Origin of the sequence: Microbulbifer pacificus (assembly GCF_002959965.1) — a bacterium.
Taxonomy (GTDB): Bacteria; Pseudomonadota; Gammaproteobacteria; order Pseudomonadales; family Cellvibrionaceae; genus Microbulbifer; species Microbulbifer pacificus_A.
In genome coordinates this window covers 428065-445400 of sequence record NZ_PREV01000027.1, presented here as the reverse complement: position 1 = coordinate 445400, position 17336 = coordinate 428065, and the positions used below count along the sequence as shown (strand labels likewise).

Here is a 17336-nt window from a genome sequence, read left to right as displayed (position 1 = left end):
ATCTAAGGCGGAGCACCGGGTGCGGGTTTTCAGGAGCGTCGCAAACAGGAAGTTTGCGCCGCAGCGCCCAGGGATGGGTTCACAGCGGTCCTGAAAACCCGCACCCGGTGATCCGACGCCACTCAACTATCTAATCGGGACCACGGACTACCCAATTCCTATTCTGTTCGTTTTACCTGCTGATCCAAGAGTGGCTTAATCAAATCCATCGGCAAGGGAAACACAATCGTAGAACTCTGATCACCGGCAATATCAATCAGCGTCTGCATATACCGCAAAGTAATCGCGTTCGAGTTTTTGGAGAGCTGATCCGCCGCCTCGGTGAGTTTCGCCGCCGCCTGCGCCTCACCCTCCGCATGAATGACTTTCGCCCGCCGCGCCCGCTCCGCTTCCGCCTGCTGCGCAATCGCCCGGATCATGCTTTCATCCAGGTCGATGTGCTTGATCTCCACATTCGTGACCTTCACACCCCAGGCATCCGTCTGCTCATCGAGAATCTTCTGGATATCCACATTGAGCTTGTCGCGCTCCGACAGCATCTCGTCCAATTCGTGTTTACCCAGCACCGAACGCAATGTCGTCTGCGATAGCTGGCTCACCGCCTCGTGATAATTTTCCACATTGATGATCGCCGATTGCGGATCGACCACACGGTAATACACCACCGCGTTCACCTTCACCGACACGTTATCGCGGCTGATCACATCCTGAGTGGGAACATCCATCACCACCACCCGCAGATCTACCCGCTCCATCGTCTGGAGAATAGGAATGATGATAATCAGACCCGGGCCCTTCACCGCCTGAAAGCGGCCGAGGAAAAACACCACCGCGCGCTCATACTCCCGCAGGATACGGATCGCATACATCACCACCAGCACAACCGCCAGAATTAACAGACTGGCAAAGTAACTGAGCATAAACACCTCCTTGTTTGATTATTCCGGCGCTACCTGCAATACCAATCCGTGCTCCGCCGTCACCGTCACCAACTGCCCTTCCGTCAGCAGGTTTTCGCTGTGAGCACGCCAGATTTCACCGTCGATTTTTACCAGCAGATCCGGTTCCACCTCCCAGACCATTGCGGTGCGCCCCACCATCGCCTGATTGGCAGGTACCGAGGGCTTCCGCAAACTGCGCCCAACGGCATACAGAATCCCCAGCAACGCCAGGCCACTGACCGCGGCAATGGTACCTATCAGCGTTTTAGACACGCGCATGCCGGGCACATCGCTGTCGATCAGTAACACCGACCCGATCACCAGAGCCACCACGCCGCCGATTCCCAGCGCACCGAAGCTCGGCACAAACAGCTCCGCCGCAATCAGCAGCGCACCGACGATGATCAGCGCCAGCCCGGCGTAATTGACGGGCAGAACCTGTAAGGCATAGAACGCCAGCAGCAGACAGATAACGCCCACCACACCGGGCACAATGGCACCGGGACTGTAGCCTTCGAAGATCAGCCCATAGATGCCGATCAGCAACAGGAGGTAGGCCACCTGGGGGTTGGTGATCAGGGACAGTAACTCGTTGCGCCAGTCCGGCTCGTAGGCCACCACAGGAAGTGTGGCGATACTGCCCGCGATTTGCTCTCTGCCAGAGACCAGGATCACTTCCCGATTGGGTAACTGCTGCAGCAGCTGCTGTTCGTTGTCCGCCACCAGGTCCACGACATTTTCTGCCTTTGCCTCGTTCGCAGTCAGGGTCGCAGCATCCCGCACCGCTTTTTCCGCCCAGTCGGCATTGCGCCCGTTGCGCTGGGCGAGTCCGCGTATGTAAGCCACGGAATCGTTGATGACCTTGCGCTCCATCGCCGATCCTTCGCTGGCGCCGTGCGTTTCATGGCCCTTGTCACCGCCGCCCTTCTTTTCCGTTTCCTCCTCAGACTTCTCCGGTGCATTCTGTGGCGGTTCCTGCTGGCCAGGCATCCCCCCGATCTGTACCGGTGTGGCGGCACCAAGGGTCGTGGAGGGGGCCATCGCCGCCACGTGGCTGGCGTAGAGAATATAAGTGCCGGCACTGGCGGCGCGGGCGCCAGCGGGAGTGACGTAGGTGACGTAGGGAATATCCGAGGCGAGGATGTGTTGAATGATGTCCCGGGTGGCGGCGTCGAGTCCGCCCGGGGTATCCAGCGTGACGATAAATAATCGCGCACCACTCCGGCGCGCCCTGTCACTGGTACGGATCAGATAGTCGGTAGTTGCGGGGCCGATCGGGCCATCGATCGAGAGACGGGCAATATGGGGGCCGATGCCTTCCTGTGATGTTTCCGTCTCTTCGCTGTGCGAAACCTCCTGGGCAAAACCGAAAGCAAAAAAAAGCTGCGCCAACAACAGCAGGCAGGCAAGTACTCCTTTCGACAACCGCTTGTCCATGGACATTACCCGGGGTGCGGAAAGACAGGGGAACCACAAGCGTAACAGAACGGAGCAAAAGCGAAGGGAATGGAGCGCCGGATGCAGAGGCTAACCGTCTGCATCCGGCATCAGGAAAGATCAATCCGTTGCCAGATAGCGTTTGGCAAACTTCGGGTCCATTTTCTCCAGATCCACCACCACCAGTCCGTCCACGGAATCACAGAAGTCCGGGTCGATATTGAAAGCGTGGAAGCTGGTGCCACCGGGAACGGTGACCGCGGTGTATTTTTTGAACAGCGGAGGCAGTACCACCCCTTCCTCTTTCAGGATCTGCTTCAGCTGCAGCATATCGCCATTGGCATCACCGCTCAGTTCCGGCAGGTCCGCACGCGCCTCGATAAACGGCAGGCGGGCGTTACCCATGGGCTGCAGAGTGGCAAAGTGGTGCAGGAAATAGCGCACGATGGCGGATTTGGCTCGGCGGGAGAAGTTGCCGGGCATGGATACCGGCCCGAACAGATAGCGACGGTTGTTGCGTCGAATCCACTGACCGATGCCACACCACAGCAGATCGAGCCCGCGGCTGCGCCAGTAGTCCGGCAACAGGAAACTGCGACCGAGCTCGGCGGACGCCGGCAAGCACTCTTCCGGAGAACCGGAATAGTTGAACAGTGTGGTGCTGTAGATCTTGTCTGCACCGAGGCCGTCGGTGCTCACCAGACGGTAGGCGCCAGCAAGGCGCTGATTGTCCTTGTCCCACAGCAGCAGATGATCGTACCAAGCGTCGAAGGCATCCCAGTCGCGGCTATTACCGGTGCCCTCACCCACCGCGCGGAAGGCGATTTCCCGCAGGCGCGACAGTTCACGCATCACCGGGCAATCCGGTTGCTGACGGTAAAGTTTTACCTCGAACTCCCCTTGGGCCACCAGGGTTTCGCAGCGTCCAATCACCGCGGCAATATCCGCTGTCGCTTCCGCGCCAGCGATGGGTTCCGGTGCAAGCCCCTGGGGGTTTTTGTGCAGCCGATAGACCTGCTTTTTCCACAGCTTGGCCTGAGCCCGTGGCGCCATGGGCCAGCTGCGGTAATGCTCCGGCGCCACCGGGGTACCGATGCGGATGTCGATGCCGCGACGTACCTGCTTGAACATTTCCCGCACCAGCCACAGAGTGGACAGCGGTTTGTTGACCATGGAAAGGCCATACCACCAAAGGGAGTTCCTGCCACGCACCTGTACCGGCAGAATCGGCGCGTCGGTCTTGTCGGCAAAGCGGATAAATCCGGGATTCCAGTGGCCATCGCGCACACCTTGAGGCGTGAGGCGAGACACTTCTCCGGCCGGGAACACGATAATGGCACCGCCGGCGCGCAGATGACTGTAGATGCCTTCCACATCCTCGCGGCGGGTGCGACCGTTGAAATTGTCCACCGGCAAGAGGTATGAACGCAGGGGCTCGATATTCCACAACAGCTGGCTGGCTACGGCTTTTACATCCTTGCGCACCCGCGCCACCAGGTCGATCAGCGCGAGTCCGTCGAGGCTGCCGAGCGGGTGGTTGGAGACGATCACCAGCGGTCCGCTGGTGGGAATCCGCTCCAGTTCCGCCAGATTGACGTCGTAACGGAAGTCGAAGGAGCGGAATACCTGGCGGATAAAATCGAGCCCGCCCAAGTGCGGAAAATTCCTGCCGAATTGCTGAATCTGTTGCTCACAGCAGATCTTCTTCACTGTGGCGGAGACCAGGCGCCGCGTGGGGCTCTTTGGCGCAGCACTGTACCAGGGGTTTTTCTGCAACAGGTTTTCAAGCTGGATCATGCGGCAACAGCCTCCGTCATGATTCGGGCAATTTTGGGTGTGCGGTGCCAGTGGAGGACATTCAGCGCACCATTTTTTTCTTCCACCACGGCGGTCATGGAGTCGACCCAGTCGCCGCAGTTGGCATAAGTAACCGCCCGATTTCTGGCGTCACAATGGCGAATGCCGGCGCGATGAATATGCCCACAGATGACGCCGTCAAACCCGCGGCGGCCAGTCTCGCGAATCGCCACCTCTTCGAACTTGTTCATCATGCGACGGGCAGCGTTTACACGGTTTTTCACATGATTCGCGAGCGACCACCAGGGCTTGTCGAAGCGACTGCGCCAGTAGTTGATCCAGCGGTTAAGCCGCAACATCAGGTAATAGCTCTGGTCGCCGATGTGGTAACTGACCGGATTGATTTCGATGTGGTGCTCGAACTGGTCGCCGTGGGTTACCCAGTAGCGTTTGCCATCCGCGGCGGTATGGGTCCACTCGCGCTCCACTCGGATATTGCCGAGGCGCTTGCCCGCCCAGCTGCGCATGGGTGCGTCGTGGTTGCCTGGAACATAGATGATTTCGGGCACGCGGGTACTGAGATCAGAGAGCATTTCCAGCAGCAGACTGGACGCCTGGCACCAGCTGCCTTTGCCCTGGGACATGGCCTTCATATCAAAGATATCGCCCACCAGGTACACCGTGTCCGCGGAATTCTGAGCGAGGAAGTCCGCCAGCCGTTGCGGCTCGCTGTCCCGACTGCCCAGGTGAACATCGGAAATCCACAGTGCGCGATATCGATTACTCATTGGCAAGTCCCATCGTTGGTTCGGAGCACATCTGATGGAATGAAACTTTGCTTGAGTTTTCTTACAAATCGACGGCTGTTTCTTGAAGCTTCTATGTCAAACCGGCAAACAGGAGAAATCTGGTGACACAAATGGCAGGTGAGGGAAATGTGGTTCTAATTTCGCACCCTCTGGATGGCTTCCAGCCGGGATACACTGCCCAGATAATCCTGCCAGCTGGCCTGTAGCTCGGCCGTCTGGTAACGCTGATACTTCTCGCGATCGAGCCAGTAAACGCGGGTGCGCGCCCGGCGCAGGTCGATCAGCGGCAGCCGGTCAATAGCGGCGGACCCCAGCTTGAATACGGAACCGGCGCGGGAGTTCTGGATCATGTCGCTGACGATGGTGAGGTGAATATTTTCTGCAGCCGGGTCGAAGTGATTCAACGCCGCCACATCCGACAGCGCCTCGTAAATGGGTGATACCGGCTGCTCACCGGCCCCGACCGCCGTGGCGATAGCCCGGTCCAGCGGCTGCTCGAAACGCTCGCGATATAGCGCATGCACAAATTCGCGGTTGGCAGTCAGTGCACTCACATCGCTGCCGGTGCTGGGCTTGCACAGATCCACCACCGGCTCCGACAGACCGTTGTAGTGATCATCCAGTACAAAAATCGAGAAGCGATCGTTGACCGCGGCGGACTCAAGCAGGCCGGCAAGATGGGTTTTCAGGAAGTGCGCCTGGTGAGCGGAAAGCGTGTCCGATGCATCAATCACCACGATATGCTGGGCAAATCGCGGCAAGCTGGGATTGCACAGCGTCACCCGATCGTAATCCCTCTCCGGCGCACGCACGACTTCCAGCGCAAAAATGACCAGTACGATAAGAATCGCAAGACTGAACGCGATCACCAGCAGACCTTTTCGGTCTTCGTTCGATAACCGGCCTCGGCGCTTCCCGCGACATCGTCCCACAGCCATTGCGTCACGCTCTCCGCAAACCGTGATCCAGCTCCAGCTTGTCCACCAGCTCGGAGAGCGTGTGCTGGATATCCTCACAGCGCTGATTCACCGTGGCAATACCCTGGTCGTACACACCGTCCAACTCCGCCATCAATTCCTCAAAGGCCGCGAGGTCCCGCTGATGCTGTTCAAGTCCGGTAGTGTTCAGGCGCGGCAGCTTGTCCAGTTCAAAGCGCAACAGCTCCCCAAAATAGGCGGCGCGGCGGTTCAGCATACGCGCGGAATAGGACTGGTAATAGCGGATCAATTCATCCAGCAGGGTCTGCGCGCGGGCGATGTCTTCCTGGTAGTGGCGATGAATTTCTTCGCTGCGCTCGATGCTCGCCTTGAACTGGATAAACTGGGCGCGCAGGGTTTTCTCTTTTTCCGCCAACAGCGCGTGCAGATCGTCCGCCACCTCATTGACGCTCTCAATCGCATCTTCATAAGCCTCGCCCCAGGAAGCCTGCAGCCGCCGCACCCGCCGGGTAATGGCGGTGTAGCCGGGATAGCGGTCGTCCACCACAAAAATCTTGGTGGTGAGCAGCACCAGGGCAATGCTGCTCACCACCACCATTACCCATGAGTTGAAGTCTTCAAGTGCCAACGGCGCCGTGCGAAGGCTGTTGATCGCCAGTTGCGAGGCAGTAAACGGGTCCTGCTCCAGCGCCTCCCGGTAATGACCGACGCCCAGAACAAAAATGACGGACAGCGTCGCGACGGCCGATAGCAACACTACAGCGAGAGCTTTTCTCGCGAGGTTCAGGTGGAAACAGTTACTGAGAGAAAATGCGATGAAGGCGGCCAGCCCAAGATTGATCAGGGAAATGATAAACGCCTGAAAGAATCCACCAACCAGACCAAGCTCACTGCCCTTGGAAAGGAAAAATGCATTCAACAGCGTTTCCAGAATCACAATGAAAAAAACTACCGAATAGTGCAGCAGTCTGGATTCCCGGTATTCCGCTTCGCGGGTAAGGCCATTGCGATGCCGGAAAATCTCGAGATCCATACGCAGTGCCGAGTAATCCTGCGCGCTACGCTTGAGGCCACTGACCAGATTGGCCATGCGACTACCGATTTTTTTCTCCACCAGGGCTTCGGTATTCTTCAGCTCCTGAAAAAGCTGGCGGATATCCACCTCGCTCCTCTCCGCCAGTTCCTTGTCCAGCTCTGCCTGGCGATTGTCATGCACCCGGCCGATGACTTCCCGTACCACATAGGCACGCAGGCTTTCTTCACTTTCCGTATGACTGCGGCGATCCACTTCCGGGATCCCCGCTTTCACATCCCGCTCCACCCGCTGTTCAATCTTGAGTGCGGAGATCGCGGTCTTGGTGGCTGGTATCGACGTCATGAGAGCACCTAAAAACTTCCATTACATTTTAGGTTTCGGAAATAGCCGCACCCGGCTCGCGACTCCGCATGGCTAATCCGATCGCGGATGGGCGATTCGCGCACGTCTTCTCTCAGAATAGTTCGCCACCGGATGTCACCAGCGACATTGCGATAAACCGTTGCCAGAAAACAAAACACCGCGCCAGAAATTCCAGTTTCTGTCGCGGCGTTAAACAGCCCCGAACAAAACAGAGGCTGCCTCGGGGGATCGATTCGAGCCGAACAGGGCCTCGCCCAAAAGAAAACGGGCCCGAAGGCCCGCTTTCTGGAGAATGTCACGATCGCCACATCCGGCGAGTAATCACTCCGAATCGACCGGGGGGCGCAAAGGTGTGGGAAACGGAAAATGCGCGATCTTGTCCCCTTTCACTTCGTGGACTTTGCCTACGCCTTCCTTTTCCACTTCGTCGATGCGCACGATGCTGTGGAGGGGGATATAGGAACGCTTCACCGAAGCGAATTCGTTCTTGAGTTTTTCCTCGCTGGGGTCCACCACCAGTTGTGACTTTTCCCCGAACACAAACTCTTCCACCTCGATAAAGCCATACATCTCGCTCTGATAGATGGCGCGGGCGTAGAGCTCGAACACCTGGTTCTGGTTGAGAAAAATAACTTTGTAGATTGGGTTGGCCATGAAACTCTCTGAAAGGATGCGCGGGAGACGGGAAGCGCCACGGAATTCTAGTGTCGGGAACGCACTGGCCCCGAAAAAGCGCGGAAGGTTATCACTAGCGCGGCTCCCCGTCTATGCAGCCTCTGGGGCGCCCGGTATAATGCCCCACCCTTAAATTGACCAGTTTTTAACCAGGCCTACCATGTCTTCCGAGAAGTCTTCCGAACTATCCGAAAAACCGGTGAAAAAGCTCTTCATCAAGACCCACGGCTGCCAGATGAACGAATACGATTCTGCGCGCATGCGGGACCTGCTGGGCGAATCCCATCAGATGGTACCCACGGACGATCCGGAAGAGGCGGATGTGCTGCTGGTGAACACCTGTTCTATTCGCGAGAAAGCCCAGGAAAAACTGTTCCACCAACTGGGCCGCTGGCGGCACCTGAAAGAAAAAAATCCCGATCTGGTGATCGGTGTGGGGGGCTGCGTCGCCAGCCAGGAGGGCGAGGCCATCGCCAAGCGCGCGCCCTATGTGGATCTGGTATTCGGCCCCCAGACCCTGCATCGCCTGCCGGAAATGATGGAAACCAGAAAGCAGCAGAGCGGGGCCATCGTGGTGGATGTCTCCTTCCCGGAAATTGAAAAATTTGACCGCCTGCCTCAGCCAGAAGCGGATGGTGTAAGCGCATTCGTTTCCATCATGGAAGGTTGTTCCAAGTACTGTACCTTCTGTGTCGTGCCCTACACCCGCGGCGAGGAAGTGAGCCGCCCGGTGGCGGATGTGCTGGAAGAAGTGGCGCACCTGGCTGGCCAGGGCGTGCGCGAAGTGAACCTGCTGGGCCAGAACGTAAACGCCTACCGCGCTGCGGGCGAGGATGGCCAGATGGTCGACTTCGCCGAACTGATCACCTACGTGGCCGCCATCGACGGTATCGACCGTATCCGCTACACCACCTCCCACCCGGTGGAGTTCTCCGATGCGCTGATCGATGTGTACGCGGAAGTTCCGGAGCTGGTCAGTCACTTGCACCTGCCGGTACAGAGCGGTTCCGACCGCATCCTGATGGCGATGAAACGCGGCCATACTGCGCTGGAATACAAGTCGAAAATCCGTCGACTGAAAGCGATCCGCCCGGATATCTGCCTGTCTTCCGACTTTATTGTCGGCTTCCCCGGCGAGACCGAGCGCGACTTCGAAGCCACCATGAAACTGATCCAGGATGTGGGTTTCGATCTGTCCTTCAGCTTCATCTATTCCCCGCGCCCGGGCACCCCGGCGGCGGATCTGCCGGACGACACCCCGGAAGAGGTCAAGAAGCAGCGCCTGCAGCTGCTTCAACACCGCATCAACCAGCAGGCCACCGAGATTGCGCGCCGCATGGTGGGCAATGTGGAGCGGGTGCTGGTGAGCGGCGTGTCCAAGAAAGACCCGGGTCAGCTGCAGGGTCGGACCGAGAACAACCGTGTGGTCAATTTCCGTTGTGACCAACTGGATCTGATCGGGAAGTTTGCGGACGTGTTGATTGAGGAAGCGCTGCCGAACTCTCTTCGCGGCACGCTTGTGGGATCTGAGCTGGATGGCTCGCTGAACTGAATTCAGGGTTCCTGCTCGAAAGGTCCAGTGGCGGTCCTGCTACCGATTGCCCTTCGCGAGACACGAGCTAGGCGCCCCCCCTCAACCCATCCATGGGGGCTCTTCCGCGAGGTGGCCCAGCCGCTGCATGTATTCGCGGCGCCTTCGGCCCCTCTCGCGGAAGGTCTCGCGAAGGGCAATCGGTATCAGAACCTTCGCTTCCGGCCTCCAGAGATCCTGCGCACATTGAATCGTCATACTCACCTGTTATAAGCCGCGAGACCGGTTAGAACCCAATCGTCACAATCCAGCCTTTCCCATATCGGCGAAATGGGTATAACCTACAGACAGAACCCATAGACGAAAGGTGCATGGAAACCAATTTGGAAACACAAGCCCTCGCTCACAGCATCACTCTTGAGCCCAACGACGCCCGCCGCCTGGCCAACCTCTGTGGCCAATTCGATCAACACCTGCGCCAGATTGAACAGCGATTGGATATCGAAATCCGCAATCGCGGCAATCAGTTTGCCATTTACGGGGATGCCGACTCCGCCCGCGCCGCCGGCGAGATCCTGAGCAGCCTGTACCGGGAAACCGGGGCAAAGGACAACCTGACCCCGGACGAGATTCACCTCGCCCTGCAGCAGTCGGGGATCGAAGAACTGGTGGACGCCCGTCAGAGTGCCGCGGAAGGTGAAGGGGATCAGGTGGTTCTGATCCGCACCAAGAAGTGCAGCGTGCGACCGCGCGGCGTCAACCAGCGCAACTATGTGCGCGCCGTGCAGACCCATGACATCAACTTCGGCATCGGCCCCGCCGGTACCGGGAAAACCTACCTCGCTGTGGCCTGCGCGGTTGAGGCCCTGCTGAAAGATTCCGTCGAGCGCATCCTGCTGGTTCGTCCGGCGGTGGAAGCGGGTGAGAAACTGGGCTTCCTGCCTGGCGACCTGAGCCAGAAAGTCGACCCTTATCTGCGCCCGCTCTACGACGCCCTGTATGAAATGCTCGGTTTCGAAACCGTAGGCAAATTGATTGAGCGCAACGTAATCGAAGTGGCACCGCTCGCCTATATGCGCGGGCGCACCCTGAACAATGCCTTCGTAATCCTCGACGAGAGCCAGAACACCACCCGCGAGCAGATGAAAATGTTCCTGACCCGCATCGGGTTCGGCTCGACCGCGGTCATCACCGGCGACCCCAGCCAGATCGACCTGCCCCGCGGCGCGGCCTCCGGCCTGCGCCACGCCATAGAAGTACTGGATAACGTCAACGGCATCAGTTTTACCCACTTCGGCGCCAAAGACGTGGTGCGCCACCCGCTGGTCCAACGCATCGTGGAAGCCTACGACGTGCACGAAGCGGAAGTGGAAGCAAAGCAGCAGGCGGAGCGTGAAGCCCGCAGAGCGCTGCGCGCAGCCGGAGAAGATGCGGCCTGATGCCGCGCCCATGAACGCCAACCAATCTGATTCTTCGCAGCGTGAGCCCGCGGGTGTCTTCATTGATGTCCAGCGGGCCACCCGCCAGACCAACCTGCCTGCCGATGATGATCTCGCGCGCTGGGCCACCGCTGCGGTGGGGGACCATCGCCCTGAGGCCGAAATCTCGCTGCGCATCGTCGATGAAGGCGAAAGCGAGGCACTGAACAGCCAGTACCGCGGCAAGAGCAAACCAACCAATGTGCTGTCATTTCCGGCCGACATCCCCGAGGAACTGGGCCTGCCACTGCTCGGCGACCTGGTGATCTGTGCTCCGGTGGTTGCTCTCGAGGCGGAACAGCAACACAAAGCGCTGAACGCACACTGGGCGCACATGGTCGTCCATGGCACACTACACCTCCTGGGTTACGACCATATCGCGGACGATGAGGCCGAGATCATGGAAAATCTCGAAACCCGAATTATGTTGCAACTGGGGTTCCATGATCCCTATACCCCCGTTGACACCTCCTTTGACGAACCGGCGCAAGGTGCGCCGGTGGAAAAGATTTCAGACGGAACCGACGAGTAACGCGGAGTATGGCCACTTCCATGACCACCGACGAACCCCCAAGTAGCTCCTCCTCCAACCGCCCCCGATCGGGGGAGAAGAACTGGTTGGAGAAATTACTGGGTGCCTTCTCTCAAGAACCAAAATCCCGTGATGAGCTGCTAAGCATTATCAAGGACGCTGCCGAGAACAAGGTGGTCGACCCGGAAGCACTGTCCATCATCGAGGGCGCGCTGGACGTTTCCAGCCAACAGGTGCGGGAAATCATGATTCCCCGCTCGCAGATGGTGGTGGTCAGCATCCAGGACTGCCCCAAAGACTTCCTGCCCAAGATCATCGAATCCGGCCACTCCCGCTTCCCGGTAGTGGGCGAAAGCATTGACGATATCCGCGGTATTCTGTTGGCGAAAGATCTGCTGGCTCTGGTATTGAAAGGGGTGGACGAATTCCGCCTGGAAGACATTATCCGCCCGGCCAATATCATTCCCGAAAGTAAACGCCTGAATATCCTGCTGCGGGAATTCCGCGAGAACCGCTATCACATGGCTGTCGTAATCGACGAGTATGGTGGTGTATCCGGTGTGGTGACCATTGAAGACATTCTCGAAGAGATCGTCGGCGATATCGAAGACGAGACCGATGAGGATGAGGAAGACAGCTTCATCCGCAAGGTGAGTGACAACGATTACGTGGTCAAGGCACTCACCCTCATCGAAGACTTCAACGAGTACTTCGATTGCGGATTCAGCGATGAAGAGTTCGACACCATCGGCGGCCTTGTCATGCAATCCTTCGGCCATCTGCCCGGGCGTGACGAGACGACCAGACTTGGCGAGTTCCGGTTCAGGGTACTCTACGCGGATAACCGACAGATTCACCTGTTGCGGGTCAGTCGCTCAGACAAGCCCGCTGAAGAAGATGGTTGATGCCTAACGCTGCCTCCTTAAAGCTCCTGCCCTCACTGGCCGCTCTGATGGCGGGCGGCCTGCTGACGCTCTCCCTTGCCCCGTTCGATCACTGGTGGTGCAGCCTGCTTTCCCTCGGCCTGTTTGCCTGGCTACTGGCGCCCGGGCGCGGCGCTGCGGTAGCCACTGGCAAGAGCACTTTCTGGCTGGCGCTGTGCTACGGACTCGGACTGTTCGGCACCGGCGGTTCCTGGGTATATGTCTCCATTACCGACTTCGGCAACTCCTCGCCGCTGCTCGGAGTGCTCCTTACCGGCGGCTTTGTCGCAATCATGGCAGTGCTGTTCGCTCTGCCATTCGCCTTTCTCGCCCGCTTCCGCGCACACCCGGCATCCTTCGCCCTGGCGTTTGCCGCGCTGTGGTTTGCGAGCGAGTGGTTCCGCACCTGGATGTTTACCGGCTTTCCGTGGCTATTCGCCGGTTACGGGCACATTCATACCTGGCTCGCGGGCTGGGCACCTGTACTGAGCGTATACGGCATCGGCCTGCTGTTGGCGTTTTCCGCGGCGGTGTTCGCGCTGCTGGCGCGCCGCGCTTTCGAGTCCTGGACATCCCCCGGCACCATTTCCCTGCTGGTGACCGCCGTACTGCTGTGGCCGGCCGGCCTGCTTTTGAGCAAGATCGAGTGGACACGCGCGGATGGAGAAACCCTGACTGTAGGGCTGGTGCAGGCGAATATTCCACAGGAGAAGAAGTGGCTGCCTGAGTTTCGCGGCGAAACCATCAAGCGTTATCAGGTGGCCTCTGAAGAGCTGAATCGCCAGGGTGTGGACGTGGTGATCTGGCCGGAAGCCGCACTGCCACTGTTGTACCATCACGCCCCCAATCTGATGCAGGCGCTGCAGGACAACGCACAGGCAACCGGCACCGACCTGATCACCGGTATCCTCTATGACACCGAACAGGACCTCCGCCCAGTGGTGCACAATTCCGCCGCGGTCTTCGGTAGCGAGCAGCAGCTCTACCACAAACGCCACCTGGTACCCTTTGGCGAATATGTACCGCTGGAGGACTGGATTCGCGGCACCATTCAATTCTTCAACCTGCCCACATCATTTATCCGCCCCGGACCGGAAGGCCAGCCCCCACTGCAGGCCGGCAACCTCAGTTGGGCGCCGCTGATCTGTTACGAGATCGTCTACCCGCAGCTGGTGGCAAAGAGCAGTGGCGACGCGCAGGTTCTGTTGACGCTGAGCAACGATGCCTGGTTTGGCCGCTCCATCGGCCCACTGCAGCACATGCAGATGGCGCAGATGCGCGCTCTGGAAACCGGGCGTTACCTGGTGCGCGGCACCAACACTGGCGTTACCGCCATCGTTGCACCGGATGGCCACATTCTGAAACAACTGCCTCAGTTCGAGCGGGCAACCCTTACCGGTAAGGTCGAGGCCCGCAGCGGCTTTACCCCGTTTATGGTGGTTGGCGTATGGGCCATGGTTGCCCTGGCCACTCTGATGCTGGCGGTCGCAGCCCTGCTGCAGCGCAGGCCAGATAGCGGAGCCGAAGCCGTCTTTGCCCGCGAAGTTACCGACTGAACTGTGTCAAAACTTCGCGCGTGAGAACGCATTTCTTTCGAGTCATGCACAATCGCGGACGGCTTTTCCCCCGATTTGCCGTCCGCTTTCACCTGCGATGCCCTGAATCCTACGGAATATCGCCACATTCCGCCGCACCGACAAATACCACTGCTATTATCCTGTGATATTCGCGGGTCCGTTCAATTCGCAGGCTTTCACTTCTTTCTGCTACTGCCTCTGAAATATCCGAACCCGCAACCTGACACAAATGTTTCTGCACACTCCGACAATGTGCGGCACGGATGCCAGATTTATGCATTGTTTAATCACTGGCGGCACTGGATTGATTGGCCGTCTTTTTTGCGCGAAATGGCTGGCGCGCGGGCACAGCCTCACTGTTCTCAGTCGCGATCCGGACAGGGTTCGCAAGCTCTGTGGGGAAACTGCGGTGGGCGTGCGCGACCTGCAACAGGTGGAAAAACCGGTAGACGTTGTTGTCAACCTCGCGGGAGAAACCATAGCCCAGCGCTGGAGCGACGCCCGCAAGCAGGAAATCCGTCGCTCGCGACTGGAAACGACTGCACGGTTGGTGCAGTGGATAATGACGCTCCCCCAGCCCCCGAAATACGTGCTCTCAGGCTCTGCTGTAGGCTATTACGGCGACCGCGGTGGTGATCTGCTGAAGGAAGCCAGCGGCCCCGGCGGCGGCTTTGCCGCGGAACTCTGCCGCGATTGGGAGGCGGCAACACTCCCCCTGCAACAGGCGGGGATCTGCGTAGGCCTCATGCGTACCGCCATCGTACTCTCCACCCGCGGCGGCGCCCTCCCGGAAATGCTGCCCGCTTTCCGTCTGGGGGTCGGCGGTCCCATGGGCAACGGCGAACACTGGATGAGCTGGATTCACGAAGACGATATCGTCGGATTGATGTTGCATGCCATCGACCAACGCCTGTGCGTTCCCTTCAACGCCTGCGCACCCGAACCACTCACCAACAACAGTTTTTCCCGTCTGCTGGCAAAGCAGCTGCACCGCCCCTGCCTGCTGCGCACACCGGCATGGGCACTGAGGTTACTCTTTGGGGAAATGGCCACGGAACTGTTGCAAGCCAGCCAGCGGATGGAACCCCGCACCGCGCTCGACAGTGGCTACAGTTTCCAGTTTCCCACGTTGGAAAAGGCCCTCGCCGATCTGTTAGGTTCACAGCGGGAGAGCAACGGCGCACACGCCTCCTCGCGCTTGCGCTGAGACACACCTTCGCGCCGTATTCCCGGAGCCCACTAAGCAACGAGCCCGCACAGGGCGGGCTCGGCTGAAATTTGATTTTGCTTCCAGGTTACGCGGCTGCGCTGCTGCGGATCAGCACCTCGTCGAGATAGGTACGTGCCGACTCGGAAGTCACGGGATCCGCCTTGCATTCCATTGGCGCCGTACCCACCCAGTGGGCATGCCAGCGGAGCCAGCTGTTGGTCATCCCCTCTTCACACTGCTCCTGCCGCAGCTCCACAAAATCCGTCTGCGCCGGATCCAACTTGAACTCGCGCACGATCTGGCCAACAAAAGTCTCGAAGTTCTTGCTCAACTGAGCACCACTCTCATTGCCAGCGGAGAGCAGAACCAGCTGACGCTTGCCTCGCCGGGTCAGCTTGAAACCGATCCACACCGGGCGGTTCAAGCGGTTGTGCAACTGAATAGGGGAAAGAAAAGATGGAATACCCGTCATCTGAACGTTACCTCGTTTTTATCTTGTTATTGCGCACGATTCGGCCATCTGAGGTTCACTCCTGATCCTTCCGGCATCCGGCCATCTCCTTTTGACACCCGGATGGTTTCAACAGAAACCTTTGATCAGGGCGCCCATACTAGTTATTCACCGCAATTGCTTCAAGCACTGATCCGGAACCTATGGACCATTCAGGTCAGCAATTGCGTTTCGCCGGCAGTGCGCGCCAGCGATACCACTGATCTCCCAACAGCTCGCGCCAGTATATCTGGCTGCGCAGAAGCGCAGCCGCGCTGGGGAGCCAACGCAACAGAATGCTCTCTCCCCTGGGCACCAGCTCTCCAGGGCTGCCAACTGGCAGCGGCTGGACCTGTAACCCCGCGCGCGCGAAGCTTTCCGCCGCTCGGGGCATATGCCACCAGTGGGTTACCAGAAGTACGCTTTCGACTCCGGAATCGTGCAAAAGTGCCGCCGAATTTGCGGCATTCTCCGCCGTATTACGACTGCAATTCTCGCGCCATGTTGCCGGACGCCGGAACAAATTCTCCAAGGCATCGGCCATCAGATCCGACTCCGCCGTCTTCTCCTCGGCGTAAACCCGTCCGCCGGAGACCATCACCGGCAGGTCCGCTGGCGCCCTTGCAACGGCCCAGGCCACACGTTCCAGACTCAGCGCAGAGAGGCGCTCGGCACCGGTACGTTCGTCGCGGTAACGACCACCCCCGAGGATCACCACTGCCGCCGGATCCACTTTGGGGGCCGTCAGTTGCTGGCTCACCAAACGCTGCCCGAGCCAGCCGGAAAACGCCGGTGTCGCGCAGATCCACAGGGTGAGGAAGCAGAGAATAGCCAGCGGCAGTGACAGTTTGGCGACAGGGGTAGATGCGGGGAAAAACCCGAAGATGAAGGCCAGTAACATCCCCACCAGAGGGGCGAAAGGCGGCATGATCAGAGTGGTTAGGGCGGTCTGCAGTTCCATCTTGACCCGCATGGCTCCGTTTTCAGTTCCAGGGTAGTTGCGTGGAGCCTCTCGGCCCGATCGCGATTCCGGACTTTCTCATTCCGACGTAAGTCCGCCACGGATCTGGCGAAAGCAGCCGTAGCCACAGCGGTGACAGGGGGTGATCTGGCTCCCGGCCTCCGGCAGAGCGCGATAGCCACAACCTATGCACTGCAACTCCTCACCCGCGCCAATGGTCTCACCGGCGAGCGCCCAGGGCTCACCGCGGCGAATACAGTACATCAGCGCTGGCCAGGCAGACTTGGTGGGATCAGCGGCTTCCAGAAGCCAGTCGCCGGTGCGCTCCTCCAGCGTCCTGATCTCGCCACCGAGATCCCGGAGGTAATCCTCCGCACGATGGGCGTCATCCTCTAGCCAGGCACGCAGGAAAGCGGCCTTGCTGGCGGTAAGCTCCTCCACCGCCAGCTCCCCCTCCACCAGTTTCTCCAGGTCCCGGCGCAGTTCCGCCGTCAGCCCTTCGTCTTGAGATGGCAGGTCGGGTTTGCCCGCTACAGGTTTCTTACTCACCCCATCCCTCCTATAATTCGCCGTTTTCTGGCCGAAAGGCCGGGGCCGTTCACGGCCGGAATATCCCAATAGATTGAGTCACAGAGTAT

At 59.1% G+C, this 17336-nt stretch carries 16 protein-coding genes; 6 read left to right on the top strand and 10 right to left on the bottom strand.

Annotated features, from left to right (window positions below; translation table 11 throughout):
* Positions 1–158: 158 nt before the first annotated feature.
* The 7 genes from C3938_RS12665 to C3938_RS12635 form a co-directional block, all read right to left on the bottom strand.
* Positions 159–920 carry a slipin family protein gene (locus tag C3938_RS12665; RefSeq protein WP_105103653.1) on the bottom strand — a complete coding sequence of 254 codons (762 nt, stop codon included), beginning with the start codon at positions 918–920 and terminating at the stop codon, positions 159–161.
* A gap of 18 nt (positions 921–938) precedes the next feature.
* Complete coding sequence (locus tag C3938_RS12660) at positions 939–2378, bottom strand: NfeD family protein (RefSeq protein ID WP_105103652.1); 1440 nt, start codon at positions 2376–2378, stop codon at positions 939–941.
* Positions 2379–2498: 120 nt separating this feature from the next.
* Positions 2499–4175: a lysophospholipid acyltransferase family protein gene (locus C3938_RS12655; protein WP_105103651.1), complete on the bottom strand. Its 1677-nt coding sequence runs from the start codon at positions 4173–4175 to the stop codon at positions 2499–2501.
* Positions 4172–4963: a UDP-2,3-diacylglucosamine diphosphatase gene (locus C3938_RS12650; RefSeq protein ID WP_105103650.1), complete on the bottom strand. Its 792-nt coding sequence runs from the start codon at positions 4961–4963 to the stop codon at positions 4172–4174. The genes C3938_RS12655 and C3938_RS12650 overlap by 4 nt, the downstream gene beginning before the upstream one ends.
* A gap of 155 nt (positions 4964–5118) precedes the next feature.
* A complete protein-coding gene (locus tag C3938_RS12645) occupies positions 5119–5853 on the bottom strand; it encodes a hypothetical protein (protein ID WP_105103649.1) in 735 nt (244 codons plus the stop codon).
* Between the two features lie 73 nt (positions 5854–5926).
* Positions 5927–7300, bottom strand: a complete 1374-nt coding sequence (locus tag C3938_RS12640) for a hypothetical protein (protein WP_105103648.1) — start codon at positions 7298–7300, stop codon at positions 5927–5929.
* A gap of 342 nt (positions 7301–7642) precedes the next feature.
* Positions 7643–7975, bottom strand: coding sequence for a DUF1820 family protein (locus tag C3938_RS12635; protein ID WP_199775600.1), 333 nt, complete (start codon positions 7973–7975; stop codon positions 7643–7645).
* A gap of 181 nt (positions 7976–8156) precedes the next feature.
* On the opposite strand from C3938_RS12635, the gene miaB reads away from it, so the two are divergent.
* From miaB to C3938_RS12605, 6 genes are all read left to right on the top strand, one after another.
* Positions 8157–9548 (top strand): tRNA (N6-isopentenyl adenosine(37)-C2)-methylthiotransferase MiaB, encoded by a 1392-nt coding sequence (gene miaB / locus C3938_RS12630; protein ID WP_105103647.1) that lies wholly within the window; start codon positions 8157–8159, stop codon positions 9546–9548.
* A 350-nt stretch (positions 9549–9898) separates the two neighbouring features.
* Complete coding sequence (locus C3938_RS12625; protein WP_105103646.1) at positions 9899–10966, top strand: PhoH family protein; 1068 nt, start codon at positions 9899–9901, stop codon at positions 10964–10966.
* Complete coding sequence (gene ybeY, locus C3938_RS12620) at positions 10920–11537, top strand: rRNA maturation RNase YbeY (RefSeq protein ID WP_325027392.1); 618 nt, start codon at positions 10920–10922, stop codon at positions 11535–11537. The genes C3938_RS12625 and ybeY overlap by 47 nt, the downstream gene beginning before the upstream one ends.
* Before the next feature lie 8 nt (positions 11538–11545).
* Positions 11546–12442, top strand: coding sequence for an HlyC/CorC family transporter (locus tag C3938_RS12615; protein ID WP_199775599.1), 897 nt, complete (start codon positions 11546–11548; stop codon positions 12440–12442).
* Positions 12442–14016: an apolipoprotein N-acyltransferase gene (gene lnt / locus C3938_RS12610; protein WP_105103645.1), complete on the top strand. Its 1575-nt coding sequence runs from the start codon at positions 12442–12444 to the stop codon at positions 14014–14016. The genes C3938_RS12615 and lnt overlap by 1 nt, the downstream gene beginning before the upstream one ends.
* Positions 14017–14311: 295 nt before the next feature.
* Positions 14312–15244: a TIGR01777 family oxidoreductase gene (locus C3938_RS12605; protein WP_105104501.1), complete on the top strand. Its 933-nt coding sequence runs from the start codon at positions 14312–14314 to the stop codon at positions 15242–15244.
* 88 nt (positions 15245–15332) lie between these two features.
* Here the strand turns inward: C3938_RS12605 and C3938_RS12600 are convergent, their stop codons facing one another.
* From C3938_RS12600 to C3938_RS12590, 3 genes are all read right to left on the bottom strand, one after another.
* Positions 15333–15719, bottom strand: coding sequence for a hypothetical protein (locus tag C3938_RS12600; RefSeq protein ID WP_105103644.1), 387 nt, complete (start codon positions 15717–15719; stop codon positions 15333–15335).
* Between the two features lie 196 nt (positions 15720–15915).
* Complete coding sequence (locus tag C3938_RS12595) at positions 15916–16698, bottom strand: YdcF family protein (RefSeq protein WP_233998871.1); 783 nt, start codon at positions 16696–16698, stop codon at positions 15916–15918.
* Between the two features lie 78 nt (positions 16699–16776).
* Positions 16777–17247 carry a zinc ribbon-containing protein gene (locus C3938_RS12590; protein WP_105103642.1) on the bottom strand — a complete coding sequence of 157 codons (471 nt, stop codon included), beginning with the start codon at positions 17245–17247 and terminating at the stop codon, positions 16777–16779.
* Between the last annotated feature and the right edge of the window lie 89 nt (positions 17248–17336).